Source organism: Cupriavidus sp. HY129 (assembly GCF_059492215.1).
This window is the reverse complement of the sequence record NZ_CP083255.1, coordinates 1,969,324-1,992,646: the sequence shown is the minus strand read 5'-3', so window position 1 is coordinate 1,992,646 and position 23,323 is coordinate 1,969,324. Positions and strand designations below refer to the sequence as shown.

Below are 23,323 nucleotides of genomic sequence, written 5' to 3'. Positions count from 1 at the left end.
ACTAGAGTTATTGCCATATCAGGAATCCACCCTCATAGAGGGTTGTGCTTTCAGACGATGCGTGATCCGGGTTTTCCCTGCCCACAATTTGGTAGCATTCACACTTTTCCGAGAACGGCATTTGACGCCCCGATGACAACGCGCAACGGGACCGCGGTGCCTGTGTCAATGCGCCTGGATTCCATCAAGACTTTCATCGCCTCACGCCTGTCGCTGATTCGTCAGCATTTGCGCCGTCCCACGCGGCGCGAGGTCGTGCTGGCGGTGGCCGCCATCCCGGCGCTGGTGCTGCTCTATATCCTGTTGCTGATCCCCTTCACGCCGGGCATCAGCGACATCCGCAAGGCCAAGTCCGAACAGCCCGCGCAGGTGCTGTCGGCCGACGGCAAGGAAATCGCGGTCTACCGCTGGGCCAACCGCGACTGGGTCAAGCTTTCCGAGATCTCGCCCTATGTGGTCGACGCGCTGATCGCCACCGAGGACCACCGTTTCTACCAGCACCACGGGCTCGACTGGCGGCGCACCGCCTCGGCCGCCCTGCATACGTTCTCCGGTGACCGCCAGGGCGGCTCCACGCTCACGCAGCAGCTGGCTCGCAACCGCTACCCGGACGAGATCGGTCGCGCGCCCACGCTGACGCGCAAGCTCAAGGAAGCGATCACGGCGCTGAAGATCGAAGCGCTTTACTCGAAGTACGAGATCCTCGAGACCTACCTCAACACGGTGCCGTTCCTGTACAACGCGTTCGGCATCGAGATGGCCGCGCGCACGTACTTCGACAAGTCCGCCGACAAGCTCGACGTGCTGGAAGCCGCGACGCTGATCGGCATGCTCAAGGGCAACAGCTACTACAACCCGGTGCTGAACCCCGAGCGCGCGCTGGATCGCCGCAATACCGTGCTGGCCCAGATGGTGAAACGCGGCAAGCTCGACCCGGCCCGCTTCGAGACGCTGAAGAAGCGGCCACTGCGCATCGACTTCGAGCGCCAGATCGAGGCACCCGGCCCCGCGCCCCACTTCGCCCAGCAACTGCGCAAATGGCTGATTACCTGGGCTGACCGCAACGACTACAACCTCTATACCGACGGCCTGGTCATCCATACGACGATCGACTCGCGCCTGCAGACCATGGCCACCCAGGCACTGACGCGCCAGGGCAACCAGCTGCAATCGATCGCCAACGCTGCCTGGGCACCGCGCGCGGGATGGTCCGAGAGCCGGGGTCTGGTGCAGGCATTCGTGCGCGAAACGCCGGAGTTCCGCGCTGCGGTGGCTGGCGGCCAGAGCGAGGAAGACGCGCTGAAGCACCTGATGGCCGATCGCCCCTTCATGCAGGCGCTGCGAGAGCAGAAGACGCGCGTCCAGGCCGGCTTCATGGCGATGGACCCGACAACCGGCGAAATCAAGGCCTGGGTCGGCAGCCGCGACTTCACGGTCGACGCGTTCGACCACGTGGCCCAGGCGCGTCGCCAGCCCGGATCCACGTTCAAGCCTTTCGTCTATGGCGCCGCGTTCGCGCGCGGGCAGAGTCCCGACGAGACCTTTATCGACCAGCCGGTCGAGATCAAGCTGGCCGGTGGCGAAATCTGGCGCCCCACCGATGAATCGCCGCCCACGGGCCGCGCGCTGAGCCTGCGTGACGGTCTGGTCTATTCGAAGAACACGATCACCGCCCAACTGGTGCAGACGATTGGCGCGGACCGCGTGGCGCAACTGGCCCGTGCGATGGGCGTGCGCGACAGCAAGCTCGAAGCCGTGCCATCGCTGGCGCTGGGCACGAGTCCGGTAACGCTCAAGGAAATGGTCAGCGCCTACGGCACCATCGCCAATGGCGGGCAATACCTCGCGCCGACCATGGTCACGCGGATCGAGGACCAGCAAGGCAATGTGCTGGCGCAGTTCCGCGAGCCGTCACCGCAACGCGCGCTATCGACCTCGGCCAACGAGACGCTCGTCGACGTGATGCGCGACGTGATCGACCGCGGCACCGGCACGGCGATCCGCACGCGCTTCGGCATCCGCGCCGACGTGGCGGGCAAGACCGGCACCACCCAGGACAATGCCGACGGCTGGTTTATCCTGATGCATCCCCAGCTCGTGGCCGGCGCATGGGTCGGCTTCAACGACAGCCGCGTGACGCTACGTAGCGACTACTGGGGCCAGGGCGCACACAGCGCGCTGCCGATCGTCGGTGACTTCTACCAGCGGGCCCTGCGCGCGCGGATCATCGACCCGCGTGTACGCTTCGCGGAGTCCGACGAGAAGACCTGGTACTCCGCGATTACCGATCAGATCAAGGGCTGGTACCAGAAGCTGTTCGGTGCCGGCAAGAAGGAAGAGGCCGCGCCCGTTCCACGTCCGGCGCCGCGCCGTCCGGCACTGCCGGAGACCGATAACGACGCCTTGCCACCGGCCAGCGCATCGGCGGCAATCGCCGACGGCGGTATGGCACTCGACCCAGGTGAAGTGGTGGAAGCCACGCCACCGTCGTCTTCCGCAAGCGCCCCGGCCGCCCCGGCCGCTCCAACCGCGCCTGCCATCCCGGCATCGGCGCCGTCCGTGCCGGTGGTCTCGCCCGCACCGCCAGTGGCACCTTCGGTGGCCGGCGAGCCGGCTCAGTCGGATGCTGCGCCAGCTACAGCGCACTGACACAGCCACACAGACACCCAGACGCTGGTGACTCAGGGCGCCACGCGCAACGCGCGCAGCGCCTCCTCCGACAACGTCAGCGCCGGTACCTCGGCGGGACGTGCCAACAGGTAACCCTGCGCATAGTCGATACCGAGTTCGCGGCACACGAGCAGATCGTCCACGCGCTCGATGCCCTCGGCCACCAGCTTCGTGCCACTGAGCTTCGCCAGCTTGCACAGCGCGCGCACGGCTTCGAGCTGGAACGTCGACGTGGCAATACCGTCGATGACGACGCGGGCGATTTTCACGTAATCGGGCTTCATCGCAATCCACTGGCCCAGGTTGGCATGCCCAGTGCCGTAGTCGTCGAGCGCGAACTGCGCGCCGCGCGCGCGGATCGAGAAGACCGCCTTGGTCAGCGACTCCAGCGGCCCCAGGGGTGCCTGCTCGGTCAGCTCCAGCACGATGCGGTCCGAAGGTATGTCCACACGCTGCAGGAAGTTGCGCACATCTTCCCGCGTGTCCTCGATATCACGCAGGGAGTCCGCGCTGTAGTTCAGGAATAGCTTGCCGGGCAGGCGCACCTGCATGAATGCGGCAATCGCGGTGCGCGCGGCAAGCCGCTCCATGCGCACCAGCGCTCCCGCCCTGGCCGCTTCCGCGAACAGTGCGACAGGGTTCTCCAGCGGCGTGCCCACCGGCCCGCGTATCAGTGCCTCATACCCGAGGATGTCGCCAGTGGCGAGCGACCCGATCGGCTGGAAAACCGGTCGCAGGTACCTTTGTTCGAGGCAATCGGCGATGGTTGGCGTCATGGTGGCGACAAGGCTTGCACTCAAACTGGCGTTGGTTCATGCGGATCTTGTGATCGGAAGAGTCCGCTCCCACCGCAGCTATCGGCATAACCCCGCTGCCACTTGAGCCACAACGCACCCTACTTGACGGGGGCATCACCCCCTACTTTCGCCCCCCCTACCCCCGGCTGCCACCGCATTTGCCACCACATTTGCCACCACAACCGCTGCGCTACACCAGACCGATATCCCGCGAGCGCGTCCCCGGAAACACCTGCGCCAGACGCGCATCGTCCAGGCCATACAGACGACGGAAGACACCCCCCAGCACAGCGCGGTAGTCGTTCAGCACGGGATAGTCCCGGTTCTGATTGAGCGAGGCCTGAGTCACCGCGACCTGCTCGCCGACGATGCGGCCACCACGTACATTGCCGCCTGCCACCCAGTACACCGTGCCATGGCCGTGGTCGGTGCCGCGCGTGCCGTTCTCGCGGAACGTTCGGCCGAACTCCGAGATCGCCACCACCGTCGTATTGCGCCAGGTCGGGCCAATCTCCTCGGCGAATCCGGCAATGCCGCGCCCCAGGTTGTCGAGCAGGTTCGCCAGTTGACCCTGCGCGCCGCCTTGATTGACGTGAGTGTCCCAGCCGCCCACGTCGATAAAGCCGATATTGAATTTATCGCGCATCAGCCCGGCCATGCGCCGGGCTTCCTGCTCGAAGCCACGGGCGCTCAGCGCGCGCCGGTTGGCCGCCTGCATTTCCTCCATGCGGCCCGACATCGACTCGCCTTCCGCGCTGCGCATCGCGGCCTCGTGCTTTCGCATCGCCTCGGCCTGCTCGGCAACCGTCTGGCGCAGTTCGAAGCCCTCGGCGATCAGCGACTCGAACCGCGTTCCCTTGTACATCTGCGCCAGCATCTGGGTCTGGTGCGCGTCAAACGGCGTGCGTCCAGTGCCCTTCAACGACACGTTCGGCACGCTGAGCGCGCCCGACATCACCATCGGCAGGCCATCGGTAAACGCGACCGGAGCCGCCTGTCCACCCATCGACTGCGCCAGTCGATTCAGGAAACCGCTGCCGCGTGGCATGCCGCCGCCATGCCCATCACCCGCCAGTCCGGCCTCGATACCATCCTGCGTCTCGAAGTGGCTGCGCGACATGTCGCTGGTCCCTGCGAACGGGATAAACGCCAGTTGCTGGCGCTGCCACAGCGGCAACATCGTCGCGCCCAGTACCGGATGCAGCGCCCAACCGTCTGCCGACAGCGGCAGCGCCGCAGCCGGATCGGGCGACGCACCGTCGGCCACCGGACGCTTGATGGCGATCGTCGGCCGCGACGCATAGTAGAAGTCGCTGCCCGCCGGCACCAGAACGTTGGCCGCATCGTAGCCACCGCGCAGGAACACCAGCAAGAAGCGCGCATCGGCCTGCGCGGGCAGCGCGAACACGCGCGACGACATCGTCGGCAGCGTCAGGGCCAGCCCCGCGCCACCCAGGGTCCTGAGCCAATCACGTCGATTCATGACATGCTCCTTGCGCATTCAACGTTGCATCCATTCGGGCGAACTCAGCAACACGGCATTCCATTCCTGCTGAGACCCAGCCTGCGCCAGCGCGCCGCGCGTGGCGGGGCCCAGCGTGGCTTCGATCGTGTCGTAGAACATGCGGCTATTCGGCATCGGAAAACCACGCCGCTGCGTGGGTTGGCCATCCTCGCCAGTGAACAGGCCCGCCGGGCCATTGCCGATGGTCCGCGCGATCTCGAAGCGCCGCACCAGTTGGCCCGAACTGGCCCACGCGCTTTCGGCGGCCGGGTAGCCGTCCGGCGTCACGTGCCCGTAAAGCGGCTCGCCCAACTGATTGAGCCAGTTGATCACCGGACGCAGATTGGTGACCGGCCGCCCGTCATAGGCCAGGCGCATCGACGAGACCACGAAAACCATCGGATCCTTGAACTTGCGCGCCCCGTGGGCCGCGGCACTGTCGAACTCCTTCGACAGCAGCATCGTCCGCAGCACCGCGCCGATATCGCCATCGGTACGCGTGAACGTGGCGGCCATCCGGTCGACCAATGCCTGCGGCGGGCTATCGGACACGAAGTACGTGGCCAGCTTCGCCGAGATGAACCGCGCCGTGGCCGGATCGCGCGACAGGATGGTCACGGCCCGCTCCACCTCGCTGTAGCCGGTCGGCTCGATGCGCTGCCCCAGCAGCACCTTGGAACCAAAATCATGGCGATTCGGATTGAACTCGAACAGCCCGTCGCTGCGATACATGGCCGCGCGCGCCGGCCCCAGCTTCGGCGGCTCTCCGCGCAGGTTCACGCCCAGCCCGGTCAGCACGCGCGCCAGTTCCTGCACGTCCTGCTGCGTGTAGCGCGAGCCGCTGGGTCCGCCCGATATGCCCAGCGTGTGCAACTCCATCAGCTCGCGCGCGTAGTTCTCGTTGATGCGATTGGCCGCGCTCTGCGCATTGTCCAGATACACCAGCATGGCCGGCGAGGTCACCGTCGCCATTACCAGGTCCCGGAACTTGCCCAGCGCGTGCGGACGGATCGCGCGCTCCTCATACTCGGGCAGCATCGACCCGACCTGCCCCTTGGCCGCATAGACGCTGAAGTGGTTCATCCAGAACCAGGTCATCTGCTCGCGCAGCTGGCCGGGCGAGTACAACGCCCTCAGCAGATGACGACGCTCGGTGTCGAGCACGAGCTCCCGCGTCTGGCGGTTGATCGCCTGACGCGCCTGCTGTTTCTCGGTTTCGTCAGTAAGCGTGTTGATGCGCTCCCGCTCGGCGCGCACGGCCTGCTGGCGCTGCACGGCGTCGCCCTGGCTGACAGGCAACGCCGCGATTGCCGCCGCCACCGGTTGCGGGTCTGCCAGCGGCGTGTGCAACTGCTCTTCCAGATAACGCTCGCGTCCGATCGTCTGGAGGCGCTGCACGCTGGCCTGGTCAGCGCCGAAGCTGACCGTATTCAGCCAGCGCAGGTCGGCCGACGACAGGCTGCCGGGCTGCGTCGCCCCAGATGGCGGCGTCTGAGCGCAGGCCGCCAGGAACGTTGCCGTGGCCAGTAGCGCCAGCAGGCGCTGCCACTTCCGCGCGTTCGACTTGGGGTTAACCATGAGGACACCCTCTTCTATGACAGATACAGATGGGAATGCCGGTTTGACGCCTGGACGATGCGGTTGGTTGACGGCCAAAGGTACCGAGTCTGTTACGAGAGCTTTCCGCCTGGGCCTGTCATCGCCCGGTCACACTCGCATCCCAGAATCCGGGTTCATCACAGGCGCAGGGCCCGGGCGAATCGCATCGACGATGCGGCATCGCAGCAACGGAAAACCTTGACGCCTGATTTTTCGGCGCTTCAATGAAAACGTTTTCATCGCTGCGTGCCCCCAACCCCCGACGAGGAAGCCCATGCCGACGTCCCGCCGAACCGTGTTGCCGCAAAGCGTTGCCTCCGCCGAGCCCGGCCACGGTGTGACACTGGCCGACGTCGCCCTCGCGGCGAAGGTATCGCTGGCCACCGCCTCGCGTGCGTTCAGCCATCCCCAGCTCGTCAGGGACACCACCGCCAAGCGCGTGCACGAGGCCGCGCAGCGGCTGTCGTTCCGCCCCAACCTGCTCGGCGCCAAGCTGCGCGCGCAGCAGACCCGCATTCTCGGCGTCATGCTGCCCACGCTGGAAAACGCGGTATTCGCCGAATGCTGGCGCGGCATCGAGGAATCGGCGATGGTCGCGGGCTACTCGCTGATGCTTGTCACGAGCGGTTACAACACCGAACGCGAACGCGAGCGGATCGAGTATCTGCTGCGTCACCGTGTCGACGGCATGGTGCTGACCGTTGCGGATGCCGCCCAGAGCCTCGTTCTCGACCAGCTCGACAAGGAGTCGGTGCCCTACGTGCTGGCCTATAACCAGGTATCGGTCCCAGGCCGGCACTCGGTGTCCGTGGACAACCGCGTCAGCGCGTGCGAGGGCGTCAAGGCGCTGATCGCCGCGGGCCACCGGCGCATCGCCGTGATCTCCGGCGCCTTCATGGCCTCCGATCGCGCGCGGCAGCGCTTCGCGGGCTATGAGGACGCGATGCGCGCGCATGGTTTGACGCCGCTCGAGCCGGTCTGCCTGCCCTCGCACACGGCCAGCAATGCCACACAGATTCGTGAATTGATGGCGCGTGCCGACGCCCCCACCGCATTCTTCTGCACCAACGACTTGCTGGCGATCGGCGTGATTTCCGATCTCAAGCGGCTGGGCCGCCGCGTGCCGGGCGACGTATCGGTGCTCGGCTATGACGGCATCGCGCTTGGCGCGCTGGTGGAGCCGCCGCTGGCCACCGTCATGCAGCCGAACGCCGAGATCGGCGCGCAAGCCGTTCACCAGCTTCTGCAACGGCTCCAGCATCGCAACCTGAACCACGATGACGCAGCGGAAGGCGCTTTCCTGCTGCCACACATGCTGCGCCTTGACGGTACCGTCAGCGCGCCGCGATAAAACCTGCCAACAAGCGCCATACGCACCACTTGCCGTCTCAACCTTCAACCAGGGAGCTTCACATGTCGACGCAATCCTTCTGGCGCCGTCCGCTGCGCTGGCTGGCCATCACCGCAACCGCCGCGGCCTTCAGCCAGGGCGTGGCCGCGCAAACCGCCATCTGCTACAACTGCCCGCCCGAATGGGCCGACTGGGCCGCGCAGATTCGCGCGATCAAGGAGAAGACCGGCATCACCGTGCCACTCGACAACAAGAACTCCGGCCAGTCGCTGGCGCAGCTGGTTGCCGAGCGCGCCAGCCCGGTGGCCGACGTCACCTACCTGGGCGTGACGTTCGGCATCCAGGCCAAGGCCGATGGTGTGACACAGGGGTACAAGCCGGCCAACTGGAACGACATTCCCGACGGCCTCAAGGACCCGCAGGGCAACTGGTTCGCGATCCACTCCGGCACGCTCGGGTTCATGGTCAACGTCGACGCACTGCGTGGCAAGCCCGTGCCGCAGTCGTGGGCTGACTTGCTCAAGCCCGAGTACAAGGGCCTGATCGGCTACCTCGACCCGGCCAGCGCCTTCGTCGGCTATGTGGGCGCCGTGGCGGTGAACCAGGCAATGGGTGGCACGCTGGACAACTTTGGCCCGGCCTTCAAGTACTTCCGCGAGCTGCAGAAGAACCAGCCGATCGTGCCCAAGCAGACCGCCTATGCGCGCGTGCTGTCGGGCGAGATTCCCATCCTGCTCGACTATGACTTCAACGCCTATCGCGCCAAGTACAAGGATCACGCCAACGTGGCGTTCGTGATTCCGAAGGAAGGCACGCTGGTGGTGCCCTACGTGATGAGCCTGGTCAACAACGCGCCCCATGCCGCCGAAGGCCGCAAGGTGCTTGATTTCGTGCTGTCCGACCAGGGCCAGGCGCTGTGGGCCAACGCCTACCTTCGTCCGGTGCGCAACGTGCCGATGCCGAAAGACGTGCAGTCGCGCTTCCTGCCCGCCGCCGAGTACGCTCGCGCCAAGCCGGTCGACTTCGGCAAGATGGCTCAGGTGCAGAAAGCCTTCAGCGAGCAGTACCTGAAGGAAGTCCGCTGATCCAGGCGCCGCCAGACTCCATCATGACCAGACGATCCCCCGCCCTCTTCCTGTTCGCGCTGCCCGCGCTCGTCGTGTTCCTGGCGTTCTTCTGCCTGCCGATGGCACGGCTGATCGAAGTCAGCCTGACCGGCAAGGACGGCGCGGGGGTCTACTGGACCGTGCTGACCAGCGGCCGCTACCTGCACAGCCTGATGGTGACCGTGCTGCTCTCGGCGCTGGTCACGCTGGCGACGCTGGTGATCGCCGGCATATCGGGCACGTTCCTGCAACGTCATCCGGTGCTGGGCAAACCGGTGCTGGTGGCAATGCTGACGTTTCCGCTGGCCTTCCCGGGCGTGGTGATCGGCTTCATGGTCATCATGCTTGGGGGCCGCAACGGCCTGCTGGCTTCGATTGGCGATGCGCTGACCGGCGAACGCTGGACCTTCGCTTATGGACTCGCCGGCCTGTTCGTTGGCTACCTGTATTTCTCGATTCCGCGCGTGATCCTGACGGTGATGGCCGCCGTCGACAAGCTCGACACCTCGCTGGAGGAAGCGGCACGATCGCTCGGCGCCAGCCGCTGGCACGTGGTGCGCGACGTGATGTTGCCCGCGCTGATGCCGGCCATGCTGTCGAGCGGCGCGATCTGCTTCGCCACCAGCATGGGCGCGTTCGGCACGGCCTTCACGCTGGCCACCCAACTCGACGTGCTGCCGCTGACGATCTACAACGAGTTCACCAACTACGCGAACTTCGGCATGGCCGCCGCCCTGTCGATCCTGCTTGGTGCTGTCACCTGGATGCTGCTGGCGCTGGCCCGCTGGTACTCCGGCGATGCGGTCGCCGCTACCGCCTGAGAGGCCCTATCAACATGATTCTGGCGTCGTTGCGCGGCCTTGCCGTACCACTTGTACTGCCGGCGGCCGCGCGTCTAGCCAGAACCGCCTCGCTGTATGTTGATAGCGCCTCCAAGCCTGCCGAGGATGCCCGATGATCTCAAAACCCCGCCGCGCCGCCTATTGGCTGCAACTGACACTCACACTCGCGGTCTGCGCGTTCATGACGGTGCCCGTGGTGCTGTCCGTGCTGGCCGGCCTGACCAACAACATCTTTGTCGGGCTATCCAGCGGCCTGACTACCCGCTGGCTGGTCGAAGTCTGGTCGCTATACCGCAACACGATCTTTCTTTCGCTGGGTATCGCGCTGGCCTGTCTGGCCTGCACCCTTGTGATCGGCGTGCCGGCCGCGTACTACATGGCGCTGCGGCGCAACCGCGTGACCCGGCTGATCGAGGAACTGCTGATGCTGCCCGTCGCCGTGCCCGGGCTGGCCACCGCGCTGGGCTTGATCCTGCTGTACGGCGGCTGGCAGGCACTGCGGACGAGCTGGGTGTTTATCCTGATCGGACACGTGCTGTTCACGCTGCCGTTCATGGTCCGATCGGTGCTGGCGATTCTCTCCGCCATTGACATCCGCACGCTCGAGGATGCTGCCGCCAGTCTGGGCGCCACGCGCCTGCAGCGCTTCTTCACGGTGGTGCTGCCCAATTGCCGCCAGGGCATCCTGGCCGGCGCGCTGATGGTGGTGACGTTGTCGGTGGGCGAATTCAACCTGACATGGATGCTCCATACGCCCACCACGCAAACGCTTCCGGTTGGGCTGGCCGACAGCTACGCGTCCATGCGACTGGAAATCGGCTCGGCCTACACCATCGTCTTCTTCGTGATGATTATTCCGCTGCTGGTGTTCATGCAGGCGCTGAGCGCGCTGGGCGCGCGTGCCCGCCGCCACGCGCCCCAACCTGAAACCACCGCCGACCTGCCGGTGACTGCCGTACCCCAATCCGCCGAGACCCGCCATGCATGAGCCCACCGCCATCCGCCTGCGCCACTGCGCCAAGACCTTTGCCGATGGGACGTCCGCCCTGCAGCCACTCGACCTCGATATCGGCGCGGGGGAAACCGTGGTACTGCTCGGTCCGTCCGGTTGTGGCAAGACCACCACGCTGCGCATCATCGCCGGCCTGGAGCAACCCGATGCCGGGGGCGAAGTCTGGTTCGGGGACACCGCCGTCACCGACCAGCCAATCGAACAGCGCGGCGTCGGCATGGTGTTCCAGAACTATGCGCTGTTCCCGAACATGACCGTGGCCGAGAACATCGCATATGGCCTGCGGGTGCGTCGCACCGATGCGGCCACGCGCAAGCGCCGCGTCAATGACATGCTGGCGATGATGCACCTGGAGCCATTCGCTGACCGGCGCGTCGACCAGCTCTCCGGCGGCCAGCGCCAGCGCGTGGCGCTGGCACGCGCCATCGCCGTGCAGCCCCGCGTGCTGCTGCTGGATGAGCCGCTGACCGCGCTCGACGCCAAGCTGCGTGACGCGCTGCGCGCCGACATCAACCAGCTTTTACGCAGTCTGCACATCACGGCCGTCTATGTGACACACGACCAGGCCGAAGCCATGGCGCTGGGTGACCGCATCATCGTGATGGACAAGGGCCGCATTGCGCAGGCCGGCACGCCGCAGGAGATCTACCGCTCGCCCGCGAATGCGTTCGTGGCCGACTTTATCGGCACGATGAACCATCTGCCCGCAGTGGCTGAAGCCAGACACTGGCGCGTGCCGGGCGGTACGGTGCCGATGCCCCCCCCGAACGACGCCCCGGTCTCAGCGCTGGCGCGCCTGATGTTCCGCCCCGAGGACGTGGCGCTGGTTCAGGCCGATCAAGCCCATGTGGAAGGCACCGTCGTCACCGCGCTCTTTCTTGGCAACCACACCCGCCTGCTGGTGGACGTGGGGACCGGCCAGCCGATGGTTGTCGAAACCGCCCGCCGCGATGCATGGCGGGCCGGTGAACGTGTCGGCCTGCGGATCGACACGGATCATCTGATCACGCTTCACGAGGCGGCATGACCCGCACGACCTGGACAGACAGCATGAACGCCGCTCCCTATCTGGTCGCGCAACTGACCGATCTCCATATCAAGGCGGGCGGCAAGCTGTCGTACCGCCGAGTCGATACCGCCGGCGCGTTGCGCACCGCCATCGACACCCTGCTGGCCGCGCCGCAGCAGCCCGACATCGTCATCGTCACCGGCGATCTGGTCGATTTCGGCAGCGATTCGGAGTACCGCTTCCTGCGCGATCTCCTGCAGCCCCTGCCGATGCCTGTCAGGCTGCTACCCGGCAATCACGATCATCGTCCGTCGCTGCGTGCCGTGTTCGCCGATCACGCTTACCTGTTCGCGTATGGTGATGGCGACGCGCCGGTTCACTACGCCATCGACGCCGGACCGTTGCGGCTGGTCGGTTTCGATTGCACGGTACCGGGCAAACCGGGGGGCCGGGCCGAAGATGCCGGGCTGGCCTGGCTCGATGCCACACTGGCGGCGGCACCGAAGCAACCGACGCTGGTGATGCTGCATCACCCGCCGTTCCACACCGGCATTGGCCATATGGACGACCAGGGGCTGGAGAACGCGCCGGCGTTCGAGGCGGTCATCGCGCGGCACCCGCAAGTGGAGCGCGTGGTCTGCGGCCATCTGCACCGGCATATCACGCGCCGCTTCGGCGGCACCATCGCCATGACCGCGCCAGGGCCCGCGCATCAGGTTGCCCTCGATCTCGACCCTCAGGCCGCGTCGCGCTTCCGCATGGAGCCGCCGGGGTACCTGTTGCATTGGTGGCATCCCGTGCACGGGATGGTGACGCACCTTGCCGCGAGTGGCGACTATGGCGCGCTGCATCCGTTCTTCGACGCGAACGGGAAACTGATTGATTGATGGGGTGGCCGGCCGGAATGCCGCGTTCGGTACGCCACATTCAAACGCATGAAAGAGAAACAAGAGCCGCGCCAAAACGCCCGGATCGTGCCAAAGTAGGACTCCCGCAACCGCGCGACGTCGATGCGACGAGCAGAGATTCCCATGAACCCGCTCATCAATCATCCAGCCGTCCTTTTTGTTGTCATGCTGGTGGTCATGTCGTCGGCCACGGCGCTTGGCGCGCTGGTGCTGCGCCGGATCCGGCCGCTCCCTGCCGAAGTCAAGGACGACTTCGGCATCGTCCAGGGCGCCACGCTGACCCTGCTGGCCCTGCTGATTGGATTCACGCTGTCGATGGCCGTGGGACGGTACGATCAGCGCAAGAACCTCGAGGAAGAAGAAGCGAATGCGATCGGCACCGAATATCTGCGGGCGGACCTGATCGAGGGGCCGGAAGCCGAACAGGTCAAGGCGCTTCTGGTCCGATACCTGGACCAGCGCATTCTCTACTACCGCACGCGCGACAGCGCTCAAATGCAGGAAATCGAAGCGGCCACCTCGCAGATCGAGGACGAGATGTGGAAGCTGATGCGCTCGGCGGCACGCGCGAAACCCACGCCGATCACGGGCCTGGTGGTGTCCGGTATGAACGACGTTATCAACAGCCAGGGCTACTCCGAGGCCGCGTGGATCAATCGGATTCCGGTCTCGGCCTGGGGCCTGATGATCGTCATCGCCTTTTTCAGCAGCATGATGCAGGGCTACGGCGCCCGATCTGAGAACGCCAAGATCATCCTGATGCTGGTGCTTCCGTTTACGGTGTCGCTGTCGCTGGCGCTGATCTCGGATATCGACAGCCCGCGCGGCGGCCTGATCCGTGTGTTGCCGCAGAATCTGCTCAGTCTTCAGGCTTCGCTGAAGCGATAGGCCGCGCTTGCCCAGTCGGCGCGCCCGGTACGGGATGGGGGGGGGACGGGGAGACGACGCGGCATCCCGCCATGGCGATGCCTATAATGCACTGGCAGCCGGCGTCGCCCGCAGAGGCGAAGCCCGGCTTGCCGACATCGCCCACCCATCCTTCGCCCCGCCATGCATCCTCTTCGCCATCGTCTATCCCTGGCCACGCTGACGCTTGCCATTGCCACTGGCTACACAGCCTCCGCCCTGCTCCCACTCGTCGCACCCATCGCGCACGCGCAGCCCGCGCCCGTCGTCTGGCAGATGGCGACCGAGTACCCGGCCACATCGATGCCCGGCGAAGGACTGACCACGTTTGCCCAGGAAGTCACCACCCGCACGCAAGGCACATTGGCGCCGCAGCCAACCTTCGACGCCAGCGCGGGCATCAAGTCCGCCCAGATGCCGGCCGCCATCCGCAACGGCAAACTGCAGGCCGGCGATGCATTCGGCGGCGCGCTGGGCGAGGTCGATCCGATTTTCCTGCTGTCATCGCTGCCATTCGTGGCGACGTCGGTGGACAAGGCCCATCGCCTCGCCGATCTGGCCCGCGCGGACTACGCGCAGGCATTCGAGAAGCAGGGCCAGCACCTGCTCTACATCACCCCGTGGCCGCCAACGGGCCTATGGACACGCAAGCCCGTGGGCACGCTGGACGACCTGCGCTCGCTGTCCGTGCGCGCCTATGACGAGACGTCCGCCGACGTCATGCGCGCCGCGGGGGCAAAGGCGCAGAACCTGTCGTTCGCCGATGCCATGCCGCGTCTGAAGGATGGCTCGGTCAATGCCGTGCTTTCGTCGGGCGATGGCGGCGCGGGCCGCAAGCTCTGGGACTACCTGCCCTACTTCACGGCCATCGGCTACGCCATGCCGTTGTCGTTTACGACCGTCAACGCAGCCGCCTGGCAATCCCTGACACCCGCCCAGCGAGACGCCGTGACCGCCGCCGCCAAAGCGACCGAAGACAAACAATGGTCGCGGCTGAATACCCGCCTGACCGAGAACACCGCCCGAATGCGCACCAACGGTGTGACCATCGACGACAATCCAGCGCCCGCCGTGCAACAGGCCCTGCAAGCCGCCGGGCTGAGCGCCGTCGGCGTCTGGCAGACGCGTGTGGGCGAGCGCGGCGCCGCCTTGCTGAAGACCTATTTCAGCGCGGAGGCTGGGCTCCGCTGAGCATTGTGGCTTGGGTGGGCGACCGGAAGCGCGTCGACCAGATGTTCGTGCTGAGCATGGCCCACCTAAAACCCCTTGCGCATGCGCCCCCTGGGACAAGTCCGTCTGCAGTTGCAGTAACGAGCAAAGAATGCCGGAATTGGCTGCTCAACGACTGAAAACATCGCTTCAAGAGCGCGCAGTTTCCGCATTGTGAAACTAAGAGTCCCTCGCCCGCATGGGTATGAAGCATGTTGTTTTGGCGGGGAGCACTTCAGCAGCCTACTAGGCGGCAATCATGCCGTTCAGCAAAGAAAGGCCGCGTCTGCCTTGGCATCCCTCTCCCCCATGCGACCTGACCGCTATCCGGGACTCGTTCGCCAATGACGCCGAGAACGATGCCGGCGTGCCCTTGCGTCTTGAATGGGTATTTAGTCTTTCTAAACCCTGTTCTCAAATTACTTCATTTCGAATCGGAGTAGCGCTATAGAAAGCGGGCGGTACTTCTGAAAACATAGGTTACGTCAAATTTTGGCGTCAATTCTCTTAAAGGAGTGCCAAGCCTTGAATACGCAGCCTACAGCGGTCCGCCCTTGCGGGCATGTCCTACACACCACGCCGGACTTGCACATCCTCGTCCGCTATCAGCCAAAGAAAGGCCAGCCGGATTATTGCCGGGTATCGTGCGAATACGTCGATGATGAAAAAAAGGACAAGGGTAGCGGCATGTCTGTCTACCTCTCCCCGTTTGATGCTTGCATTGATGCGGTCTTTCGTTCCAGTCCCGGCGAGCAATACCACACCATCCCCGCGTATGAGTTCGACCCGCGCGAAATGGTTGCAGATAACAACGGGAATCTGAATTTCTTCCTGCATTGCGGCTGGGGGGCGAGTGACGAGCATTTGGTCACCCGGAGAAAAGGCAGTCTCGTGAGCCTATATGCCATCGACACGGTAAAAGTCCCGTCCGCTGGCAGGAACGCCATCGACCTGAACATCGACAAGAAAGACCTTGGGCGCTACGACCGGATGAGGCAGAGCGCTGGATTGTTTGCGCACGCTGACTCCCATGGCCGGGTGCTGGCGCTTGATGAACGTCAGCGAATGCAACACGTCGCGCGCGCTATCGATGCCATCCCCGGCAAGGTGGCGGTGGGCTGCGAGATAAACCAGATGGCAATGTAGGACTTCGACGCTGCGCAATGGCATTTCATCTCCCTCGAAGTCTTTGATCAGATCATGAACGACAAGGAGGCGTAATGCCTGATACTCGCTATGCCCTGCGCAATGGGGACAAGACCACAACGAACGGCATCCTGATTGCCACGGGCGAAAGCATGATCCATCACGGAGTCAAGGTTGGCGTCGAAGGTGACCATGCAACCTGCCCGGTCTGCAAGGTTGGCGGTCCCGTTATGAATGATTGTTATCCCGCATTCAATGTCCACGGCAAACAGATACTGGTCAGTGGCGCGAGGGTCTACTGCAAGTGCCCAGAGCCACCGCTCGTCATCCACTCTCAGACCAATTTCACGATTGAGGTTAATCGCTCTAGCCGAGGAATAGTTAACACTGAATCGGCATCTTACGCTTCACTCGCCTCCACTGATTCGGCCGAAATTATAGAGCAATATTTCGAAGTTACAGGAGAGGATGGGCAGCCAGTTGAAGACTATCGCTATGACCTGTTTGCGAGTGGTGCGCAAGTAGCAAGAAACACCAAAATGAATGGTGGGCGCACAATCTCTGTGGATGGCGGCCATGATCTTCACATCGTTATGTGGCTGGACAAAAATGGGCAGGAATGCGCATGACTGACAAACTCGACGCCGAAACTCGCTTGCTTGCGGCTATTGTTTATGGTGAGTCTTCGACGGCAGATGTCTTTGAGGAAATGGCCGCACTGGCAAATGTCATGGTTCGGCAGAGCAAAGCGAGAGGTTACAATACTATTTCCGCATTCACATCAAAGGAAAAATCATTCTCCTACGTTGTTACTGATGGAAATAAACGGTTTGCGAAATTCATGAAATCGAAGGAATTGGAGATAGGAAAATCCTCTTCGATGTCGGACGCGGTGAAGGCAGCTAATAATGCGCTGAATGGCGGGAAAGATTATTCGAACGGAGCCTATTTCTGGGATGGCGCGGACATTAAATCAAACTACAAAAACCATTTCAAGGTAAAAAATGGAATAAAATTTACAGATCCATTACACAATATCTATGGAATCAATGAATCCACCAGATTAGTAAAGAAGGAGAAAACCACAAAGATCAAGATCAATGGAAAAATCGAAACAAAAAAAGAGGAACTCTGGCGATACACTTATATTTATCAATCGACAGCCGCATACGGCGGAACAATTTTTTGGAAGCAAAATCCATATTATATTAAATATACGCATGCAAAGGAGTACCTATGAAGCAAACATTAACGTTGCTCGCTGGCATCGCCCTTTCTCCCTTGGGAATCGCACAAGTACCTTCGTCGGTATTCGATAGCTGCGTATTGGCAGAAGACTACAAAACGGCAACGTACCAAGAATTTACCGGCGACGCCGTCATCAGCGACGACGAGATACCTGGCCATTTGCTACTGATTTATCAGCATAAAGGAAGCGGCTATGGGTACGCATCCGGCACCACGAATCAACCGGACTTACTGGTAGTTGGCCGACAAAGGGTATCAATCCTAACTGCCAAGCGTACGGGAAACGAGAGGCCAGAGAAAATCGACCCAACTCAGGCGATCTATGGAATAGTTCATTACAACGCGCGAGCATACTATTGTGTGGCCTCTAACTTTGAAGGGCTGGGGAGAAGCGGCTCGTTTCAAAATATACGAGTTGCCTACGTCGCCCCTCTGAGTACTTCCGGGAAGGCGCCAAAAATGAGCGCTCTTTACTACACCGTGCGGGACATTCGCAAGATCGGGAAATAGTCAGATCACAGGAGACGTGGACCCACGCCATCGCGATCCGTAGATCGGTAGGCTACCCAGTTGCGAACCCGCGCCAGCCAGATTGGTACACAAGCAATTCAGTCCTGTAGGACATGCTCGACCACCCTTCCATCATCGGCCACCGCTGTATCAACAGGTCGGCGACGGTGTGGGCGAGCGCCGGCTTCGCCAAATGAAGGCCCGGGGCTATTCGACCATCGAAGCCTTCACATCAAAGGACAAGAATTTTTCGTTTGTGAGAACAGATGGCAACAAGCGTTACGCTAAGTTAATGCAGGCCACGGAGAAGGACATTGAGAAAAGTCCGGCCATGTCTGATGCAGTCAAGGCCGCAAGAAGTGCCTTTGCAGGGGGTACTGACTACTCGAATGGCGCGTATTTTTGAGATGGGGCAGACATCAAGTCAAACTACAAGAATCACGAGAAGGTAAAGTTTGGAATCCATATCACGGACCCCGCCCACAACATCTATGGAATCAGCGATTCAGGGAAGACGAAAATTCTGTATAAGAATGTAAAGAAGAAGGTAGATGGGCATATAAAGAATGAGCAGAAAGAGGTCGGTCGCTACTCGTGGGTCTATGAATCTACCGCAGGCGTGGGCGGCACGATTTTCTGGCGTTATGGTCGAGACTGGCTCACAGTCACTCGTGCGAAGGAGTACAAATGATACGCACCGTTATTCTACCCTTCCTGTTGATGTTTCCCGCTTTCGCCCATGCTGAACAGGTGCCCGATGCGGTCATCGATAGCTGCCTGCTATTCGACAAACCTACTGATTCTTCAGTTTCCATCACTCCAATTGAAGGGGAGGCGCAACTGATAGATGATGTTATGGTGCCTGGTTATCAGTTGTTTACGCCCGCCAGTGATAACAACAAGCTTCGGGTTGGCTATGCAACCAGTAAGCACGGAAACACTGACTATGTTTTCGTCGGTTCACGTCGCGGCTACATCAAGCGCGCGGTCGCCCTTGGAAAGTTTCAGCCGAGGAGCGTTGAACAGCCGAGCCTTGCGGCCTTTGCGGTGCTGCGCCAGCATGGGCAGCAATATGTTTGTGTGATGGAAAGCAATGGCAATGGCAGCGCCGCATTTGTGAGATCGGCCTTTGCAGGTCGTATCTCCCCATCGAAGGGGGCCACGCTGAAATTGTTCTACAAGGTGGCAGACGTGAAGAAGTTCAGGGCGTTCAATGGCCCTGAGCGTTGAAATCGCCAACATTGTTTAACCCTTAAGGGGCGTTGGCGCATGGGCTATTGATTCGCCATGACATGTTCGACCATGGGCCGCCGCGGTTCCAACAGGTCGGTCCGGTGGTAAGCCGCATCCACATTATTGGTGACGGTATGGGCGAGCGCCAGCTTCGCCAGACCAAAATGGACTGAACGGCAGCGGGATTACCCTTTGTGCCAATGGCGCCCGACCTCCGGGTTGCCGATACTCGCGTTGATATGCTGTCGAGACTGGGAGAGTCCGGCCTTGCCAGGGGGCGCCAGCCACAGCCCTGGCCGCGAGTCAGGATCCTCCGGTATCCGCAGGCGTTTGCGCACGACCCTCGTGTCTACAGGATCTCCCGCCCATGCAATGCTCGATCGGATTCTTCAACCAGATGCCCACGGCGGTGCTGTTCATCACCGTCGGCCTTGGCTACGCCATCGGCAAGCTTCGCGTCGGCCCGATCGTGCTCGGCGGTGTCTGTGGCACGCTGATCGTGGCGCTGCTTGTCGGGCAGACCGGGTGCCAGATGCACGGCGAGCTGAAGGACGTTGCCTTCGCGCTCTTCATTTTCGCGATGGGATATTCGGGCGGGCCGCAGTTCTTCGCGAACCTGAACCGCTCCAGCCTGCGGTTCATGGTTCTGCCGCTCATTGAAGCGTTCGTGGTACTGGCAATCGTGCTGGTGGCCGTGCGAATGCTGGATCTGGACCCTGGCACGGCGGCGGGCCTCGCAGCCGGCGCGGCGACGGAATCCGCAGTGGTCGGCACGGCTGCGGAGGCGCTCAAGCATCTGAACCTGGTCCCGACAGAACTGGCCCGGATGCAATCGAACATCGCCACGGCCTATACGCTGACCTACCTCGTCGGCCTGATCAGCATCGTGTTCTTCACCAGCCAGGTGGCCCCCTTCCTGCTTCGCTTCAACCTGCGCGAGGCATCGAGCGAACTGGCCAAGGAACTGCAGGCCGCCTCCGACGATGACGTCGCCACGCAGCCGGTGCTGCCCCGCCTGGTGGGACGTGCTCACCGCGTGGAACATGCGGCCGGTTTGACCGTGCGCCAACTGGAAACCGCGCTTGGCGGGCGGACACTGGTGATGGGGCTGGTGCGCGACGGCAAGCTCATGGAGTCGGTGCCTGATCTGACCATAGAACGGGACGACATCGTGGCGCTGATCGGCGTGCGCGACAAACTCGTCTCGGCTCGCGAGGTGATTGGCCAGGAGGTGTCGTTGCCGTTGAGCCAGTCCGACGTGCTGCGGCTCGAAGAGCACCAGGTGATCGTCAACAATCCCGCTGTCAATGGCCGCTCGCTGGCCGAACTTGGCCGGGAAGCCGCCCAGCAGCATCTCCGCTACGTCTGGGTCCAGCAGATCGTTCGATCCGGCATGAGCCTGCCGATCACGCCCGCCACACGCCTGCAGCATGGCGACCGGGTAAGCCTGGTGGGCGTGGAACCGACACTGACCTCAGCGGCCCGCAACCTGGGCAGGGATCTACGCACCACCGATACCACCGAACTCGTCTTCCTGTGCGCGGGCATCCTGATTGGCCTCTTGATCGGCAGCGTCACCCTGAAGGCAGCCGGCATCCCGATCTCGCTCGGCAGCGGCGGCGGCGCGCTGCTCAGCGGTCTTGTCTTCGGCTGGATCAATTTCAAACGGCCCGGCGTGGGCGACATGCCAAGCGCCGCGGTCCAGTTGCTGAAAGACCTGGGACTGGCGATGTTCGTGGCCTGTGTCGGCTTGTCTGCCGGACCTGATGCCGTCACGCTGATTCGCGAGCATGGCGCCGTGCTGCCGCTCGTCGGCCTGGCCGTGTCGCTGACGCCGGCTTGCATGTCACTCTGGATCGGCCACAAGTTCCTGAAAATCCAGGGGCCACTGCTGGTCGGCGCCATCGCGGGGCAGCACGTCAGCACGCCGGCGATCAGTGCCGTGCTGGCCGCCAGCCAGAGTTCGGTGCCGCTGCTCGGCTACACGGTGACGTATGCCATCGCCAACGTGATGCTGCCGGTGCTTGGGCCCATTATCGTGGCCCTTGCATATCGCGTCGGCGGCATGTGATCGATAATGTGCGTGTTGCTGCCCTCAGGTGGATGTCATGACACCACGCCCAAACGATGGCGCCGCGCCTGACCAGTCCTCGATGGCGCAAGCGCAAGTTCCTGACCCCAAGGCGTCCCCATCGGACACACCGGATCCCGAGCCAGCGGCCCAATCCTCGTCCGGCTGGCTTCGCACCACGCTCAGCAAACAGGTCGTGGTGCCATCCCTCTTGATCATCGGTGGTCTGCTTGTGCTTTGCGGCGTGTATCCGAAGATCGCCGACCAGGCATTCTCCGTCGCCCAAGCCTGGGTCACACTGCGTTTCGGGTGGTTCTATACCCTGGCCGTCACCAGCTTCCTCCTTTTCCTGCTGTTGCTTGCAGCCAGCCGTTTCGGCGACATCCGCCTCGGGCCGGACAATGCCGAGCCCGAGTTCAGTTTCCTGTCCTGGACCGCCATGCTGTTCGCGGCAGGCATGGGCATCGGCTTGATGTACTTCGGCGTTGGCGAGCCGATGCAACACTACCTGAAACCACCCACGGTCGAGGGCGGAACCCCGCTCGCGGCACGCGAGGCGATGCTCATGACCTTCTTTCACTGGGGGTTTCATGCATGGGCTGTCTATGGCGTGATGGGACTGGTGCTGGCCTACTTCGGATTCCGCTACAACCTGCCCCTGACCATGCGGTCCGGCCTGTACCCCGTGTTGCGGCATCGCATCGAGGGGCCAGCCGGCCACGCGGTGGATGCCTTCGCGCTGGTCGGCACGATCGCGGGCATCGCAACGACGCTCGGCTACGGCGTGCTGCAACTGAGCGCCGGCCTGCATCAGGTAGCGGGCTGGGAAACGGAATCCGCCGGCTTCCGGATCGGCCTGGTCGCAGTGGTGATTACCCTGGCCGGCATTTCGGCAGCATCGGGCCTGGACAAAGGCGTTCGCCGGCTGAGTGAACTGAACCTGATGCTGGCCATCCTGCTACTGCTCTTTATCCTCGTGGAGGGGCCGACCAGCTTTCTGTTCGATGCGCTGACCGACAACATCGGCAACTATCTGTCGAACATCGTCGGCCTGTCGTTCCGCACCTATGCCTATGTACCCCCGCAGGAGTCCGGCTGGTATGGCGGCTGGACGATTCTCTACTGGGCGTGGTGGATCTCGTGGTCCCCGTTCGTCGGCATGTTCATCGCGCGGATATCTCGCGGACGCACCATTCGTCAGTTCGTGCTTGGCGTGCTGCTTGTGCCGACGGCGTTCAACCTGCTGTGGATGACGGTCTTTGGCAACACGGCGATCTGGATCGACACCCATCAGGCCATGGGTGCGCTAGCCCAGACAGCCGGCAACGTCGACGCGCTGCTGTTCCGCTTCTTCGAGTTCTTTCCGCTTGCCAAGGGTCTGGCCGCGCTGGCCATCGTGCTGATCGCGGTGTTCTTCGTCACCTCCGCGGACTCGGGCGCCTTTGTGATCGACACCATCGCGTCGCGAGGCGCGCCCAACTCGCCCGTCTGGCAACGGCTGTTCTGGGCGCTCGTGCTGGGCATCACGGCTGCTGTCCTGATGGTGGCAGGCGGGCTCAAGGCGCTGCAGGCGATGACGCTGGTGGCCGCCCTGCCGGTCGCCGTCATCATGATGGCGCTCTGCTACGGGCTCTGGCTCGGCCTGCTTGCCGACCGCGCGCACTATTCACAGGAGCTTGCGCCAGCCACGACGTTCTGGAGCGGCCAGCACTGGCGCCGCCGGTTGACGCAAATCGTCCATCAATCCACCGAGACCGACGTGCGCCGCTTCCTTGCCGGCCCGGTGCAGGCCGCCATGCGGGAAGTCAGCAAGGAGCTGGAACGCCGCGGTATTGCATCAAGCGTGCAGCACAACGAAGCCGATGGCGCCGTCTGGCTGTCCATTCCGTTCGAGGGCGTGCGCGACTTCCTCTACGGCGCCCGGCCTGTCCGCCGCGCCCTGCCCGCATTCCTGGTGCGCGAAGCGGCGGAACCCGAGAATCGCCGCGCTCATGTCTTCGAACCAATCACGTTCTTCGAGGATGGCCGCGAGGGCTACGACATACAGTATCTGCGCGACGAGGAAATCATTGCCGACATCCTGCGGCACTACGAGCGGCACCTGTCGCTCAGCGCGGACCAGAGAACGCATCTATTGAGCAAGGCGCCGGGGCATCATTCCGGAGGCGGATAGGTGGGATCAGCCGCTGCCCCGGAACGGAA

The 23,323-nt window shown here is 63.1% G+C and carries 20 protein-coding genes; 17 read left to right on the top strand and 3 right to left on the bottom strand.

Annotated elements, in window-relative coordinates:
• The first annotated feature begins 168 nt into the window (after positions 1–168).
• Complete coding sequence (locus K6G35_RS25260; protein ID WP_495676519.1) at positions 169–2,649, top strand: penicillin-binding protein 1A; 2,481 nt, start codon at positions 169–171, stop codon at positions 2,647–2,649.
• A gap of 32 nt (positions 2,650–2,681) precedes the next feature.
• Here K6G35_RS25260 and K6G35_RS25255 read toward each other — a convergent pair whose 3' ends face one another.
• The 3 genes from K6G35_RS25255 to K6G35_RS25245 form a co-directional block, all read right to left on the bottom strand.
• Positions 2,682–3,446 (bottom strand): EAL domain-containing protein, encoded by a 765-nt coding sequence (locus K6G35_RS25255; protein WP_008641393.1) that lies wholly within the window; start codon positions 3,444–3,446, stop codon positions 2,682–2,684.
• A 211-nt stretch (positions 3,447–3,657) separates the two neighbouring features.
• The gene (locus tag K6G35_RS25250; RefSeq protein WP_495676518.1) at positions 3,658–4,950 is read right to left on the bottom strand and encodes a DUF1501 domain-containing protein; all 1,293 of its coding nucleotides are present in this window, start codon (positions 4,948–4,950) and stop codon (positions 3,658–3,660) included.
• An 18-nt stretch (positions 4,951–4,968) separates the two neighbouring features.
• Positions 4,969–6,549, bottom strand: coding sequence for a DUF1800 domain-containing protein (locus K6G35_RS25245; RefSeq protein ID WP_035883744.1), 1,581 nt, complete (start codon positions 6,547–6,549; stop codon positions 4,969–4,971).
• A gap of 295 nt (positions 6,550–6,844) precedes the next feature.
• On the opposite strand from K6G35_RS25245, the gene K6G35_RS25240 reads away from it, so the two are divergent.
• The 16 genes from K6G35_RS25240 (at position 6,845) to K6G35_RS25165 (ending at position 23,294) form a co-directional block, all read left to right on the top strand.
• Positions 6,845–7,921, top strand: coding sequence for a LacI family DNA-binding transcriptional regulator (locus K6G35_RS25240; protein ID WP_008641397.1), 1,077 nt, complete (start codon positions 6,845–6,847; stop codon positions 7,919–7,921).
• A 62-nt stretch (positions 7,922–7,983) separates the two neighbouring features.
• Positions 7,984–9,006: an ABC transporter substrate-binding protein gene (locus K6G35_RS25235; protein ID WP_035883746.1), complete on the top strand. Its 1,023-nt coding sequence runs from the start codon at positions 7,984–7,986 to the stop codon at positions 9,004–9,006.
• A 23-nt stretch (positions 9,007–9,029) separates the two neighbouring features.
• Positions 9,030–9,848, top strand: a complete 819-nt coding sequence (locus tag K6G35_RS25230; protein ID WP_495676517.1) for an ABC transporter permease — start codon at positions 9,030–9,032, stop codon at positions 9,846–9,848.
• Positions 9,849–9,981: 133 nt separating this feature from the next.
• Complete coding sequence (locus tag K6G35_RS25225) at positions 9,982–10,857, top strand: ABC transporter permease (RefSeq protein ID WP_008641403.1); 876 nt, start codon at positions 9,982–9,984, stop codon at positions 10,855–10,857.
• Positions 10,850–11,908, top strand: coding sequence for an ABC transporter ATP-binding protein (locus tag K6G35_RS25220; protein WP_495676516.1), 1,059 nt, complete (start codon positions 10,850–10,852; stop codon positions 11,906–11,908). Before K6G35_RS25225 ends, K6G35_RS25220 begins: the two co-directional genes overlap by 8 nt.
• The gene (locus tag K6G35_RS25215; RefSeq protein WP_495676515.1) at positions 11,905–12,777 is read left to right on the top strand and encodes a phosphodiesterase; all 873 of its coding nucleotides are present in this window, start codon (positions 11,905–11,907) and stop codon (positions 12,775–12,777) included. The genes K6G35_RS25220 and K6G35_RS25215 overlap by 4 nt, the downstream gene beginning before the upstream one ends.
• Positions 12,778–12,921: 144 nt before the next feature.
• Complete coding sequence (locus K6G35_RS25210) at positions 12,922–13,686, top strand: bestrophin-like domain (RefSeq protein ID WP_008641414.1); 765 nt, start codon at positions 12,922–12,924, stop codon at positions 13,684–13,686.
• A gap of 162 nt (positions 13,687–13,848) precedes the next feature.
• Entirely contained in the window at positions 13,849–14,895 is a 1,047-nt protein-coding gene (locus tag K6G35_RS25205) for a TRAP transporter substrate-binding protein (RefSeq protein WP_495676514.1), read from the top strand.
• Between the two features lie 543 nt (positions 14,896–15,438).
• The gene (locus K6G35_RS25200) at positions 15,439–16,059 is read left to right on the top strand and encodes a hypothetical protein (protein ID WP_495676513.1); all 621 of its coding nucleotides are present in this window, start codon (positions 15,439–15,441) and stop codon (positions 16,057–16,059) included.
• A gap of 74 nt (positions 16,060–16,133) precedes the next feature.
• Positions 16,134–16,688: a PAAR domain-containing protein gene (locus K6G35_RS25195; protein ID WP_035883754.1), complete on the top strand. Its 555-nt coding sequence runs from the start codon at positions 16,134–16,136 to the stop codon at positions 16,686–16,688.
• Positions 16,685–17,299, top strand: coding sequence for a hypothetical protein (locus K6G35_RS25190; protein WP_495676512.1), 615 nt, complete (start codon positions 16,685–16,687; stop codon positions 17,297–17,299). Before K6G35_RS25195 ends, K6G35_RS25190 begins: the two co-directional genes overlap by 4 nt.
• The gene (locus K6G35_RS25185) at positions 17,296–17,817 is read left to right on the top strand and encodes a hypothetical protein (RefSeq protein WP_017515179.1); all 522 of its coding nucleotides are present in this window, start codon (positions 17,296–17,298) and stop codon (positions 17,815–17,817) included. Before K6G35_RS25190 ends, K6G35_RS25185 begins: the two co-directional genes overlap by 4 nt.
• A 169-nt stretch (positions 17,818–17,986) precedes the next feature.
• Positions 17,987–18,223, top strand: coding sequence for a hypothetical protein (locus K6G35_RS25180; RefSeq protein WP_234707051.1), 237 nt, complete (start codon positions 17,987–17,989; stop codon positions 18,221–18,223).
• A gap of 281 nt (positions 18,224–18,504) precedes the next feature.
• A complete protein-coding gene (locus K6G35_RS25175; protein ID WP_051705471.1) occupies positions 18,505–19,047 on the top strand; it encodes a hypothetical protein in 543 nt (180 codons plus the stop codon).
• A gap of 370 nt (positions 19,048–19,417) precedes the next feature.
• Complete coding sequence (gene aspT / locus K6G35_RS25170) at positions 19,418–21,121, top strand: aspartate-alanine antiporter (protein ID WP_008641419.1); 1,704 nt, start codon at positions 19,418–19,420, stop codon at positions 21,119–21,121.
• A gap of 82 nt (positions 21,122–21,203) precedes the next feature.
• Positions 21,204–23,294 (top strand): BCCT family transporter, encoded by a 2,091-nt coding sequence (locus K6G35_RS25165; RefSeq protein ID WP_495677131.1) that lies wholly within the window; start codon positions 21,204–21,206, stop codon positions 23,292–23,294.
• Positions 23,295–23,323 lie beyond the last annotated feature (29 nt).

Coding starts and splice junctions, on each gene's coding strand:
- K6G35_RS25260 (WP_495676519.1), top strand. CDS start 169: ATGCGCCTGGATTCCATCAAGACTTTCATCGCCTCACGCCTGTCGCTG.
- K6G35_RS25255 (WP_008641393.1), bottom strand. CDS start 3,446: ATGACGCCAACCATCGCCGATTGCCTCGAACAAAGGTACCTGCGACCG.
- K6G35_RS25250 (WP_495676518.1), bottom strand. CDS start 4,950: ATGAATCGACGTGATTGGCTCAGGACCCTGGGTGGCGCGGGGCTGGCC.
- K6G35_RS25245 (WP_035883744.1), bottom strand. CDS start 6,549: ATGGTTAACCCCAAGTCGAACGCGCGGAAGTGGCAGCGCCTGCTGGCG.
- K6G35_RS25240 (WP_008641397.1), top strand. CDS start 6,845: ATGCCGACGTCCCGCCGAACCGTGTTGCCGCAAAGCGTTGCCTCCGCC.
- K6G35_RS25235 (WP_035883746.1), top strand. CDS start 7,984: ATGTCGACGCAATCCTTCTGGCGCCGTCCGCTGCGCTGGCTGGCCATC.
- K6G35_RS25230 (WP_495676517.1), top strand. CDS start 9,030: ATGACCAGACGATCCCCCGCCCTCTTCCTGTTCGCGCTGCCCGCGCTC.
- K6G35_RS25225 (WP_008641403.1), top strand. CDS start 9,982: ATGATCTCAAAACCCCGCCGCGCCGCCTATTGGCTGCAACTGACACTC.
- K6G35_RS25220 (WP_495676516.1), top strand. CDS start 10,850: ATGCATGAGCCCACCGCCATCCGCCTGCGCCACTGCGCCAAGACCTTT.
- K6G35_RS25215 (WP_495676515.1), top strand. CDS start 11,905: ATGACCCGCACGACCTGGACAGACAGCATGAACGCCGCTCCCTATCTG.
- K6G35_RS25210 (WP_008641414.1), top strand. CDS start 12,922: ATGAACCCGCTCATCAATCATCCAGCCGTCCTTTTTGTTGTCATGCTG.
- K6G35_RS25205 (WP_495676514.1), top strand. CDS start 13,849: ATGCATCCTCTTCGCCATCGTCTATCCCTGGCCACGCTGACGCTTGCC.
- K6G35_RS25195 (WP_035883754.1), top strand. CDS start 16,134: ATGCCTGATACTCGCTATGCCCTGCGCAATGGGGACAAGACCACAACG.
- K6G35_RS25190 (WP_495676512.1), top strand. CDS start 16,685: ATGACTGACAAACTCGACGCCGAAACTCGCTTGCTTGCGGCTATTGTT.
- K6G35_RS25185 (WP_017515179.1), top strand. CDS start 17,296: ATGAAGCAAACATTAACGTTGCTCGCTGGCATCGCCCTTTCTCCCTTG.
- K6G35_RS25175 (WP_051705471.1), top strand. CDS start 18,505: ATGATACGCACCGTTATTCTACCCTTCCTGTTGATGTTTCCCGCTTTC.
- aspT (WP_008641419.1), top strand. CDS start 19,418: ATGCAATGCTCGATCGGATTCTTCAACCAGATGCCCACGGCGGTGCTG.
- K6G35_RS25165 (WP_495677131.1), top strand. CDS start 21,204: ATGGCGCAAGCGCAAGTTCCTGACCCCAAGGCGTCCCCATCGGACACA.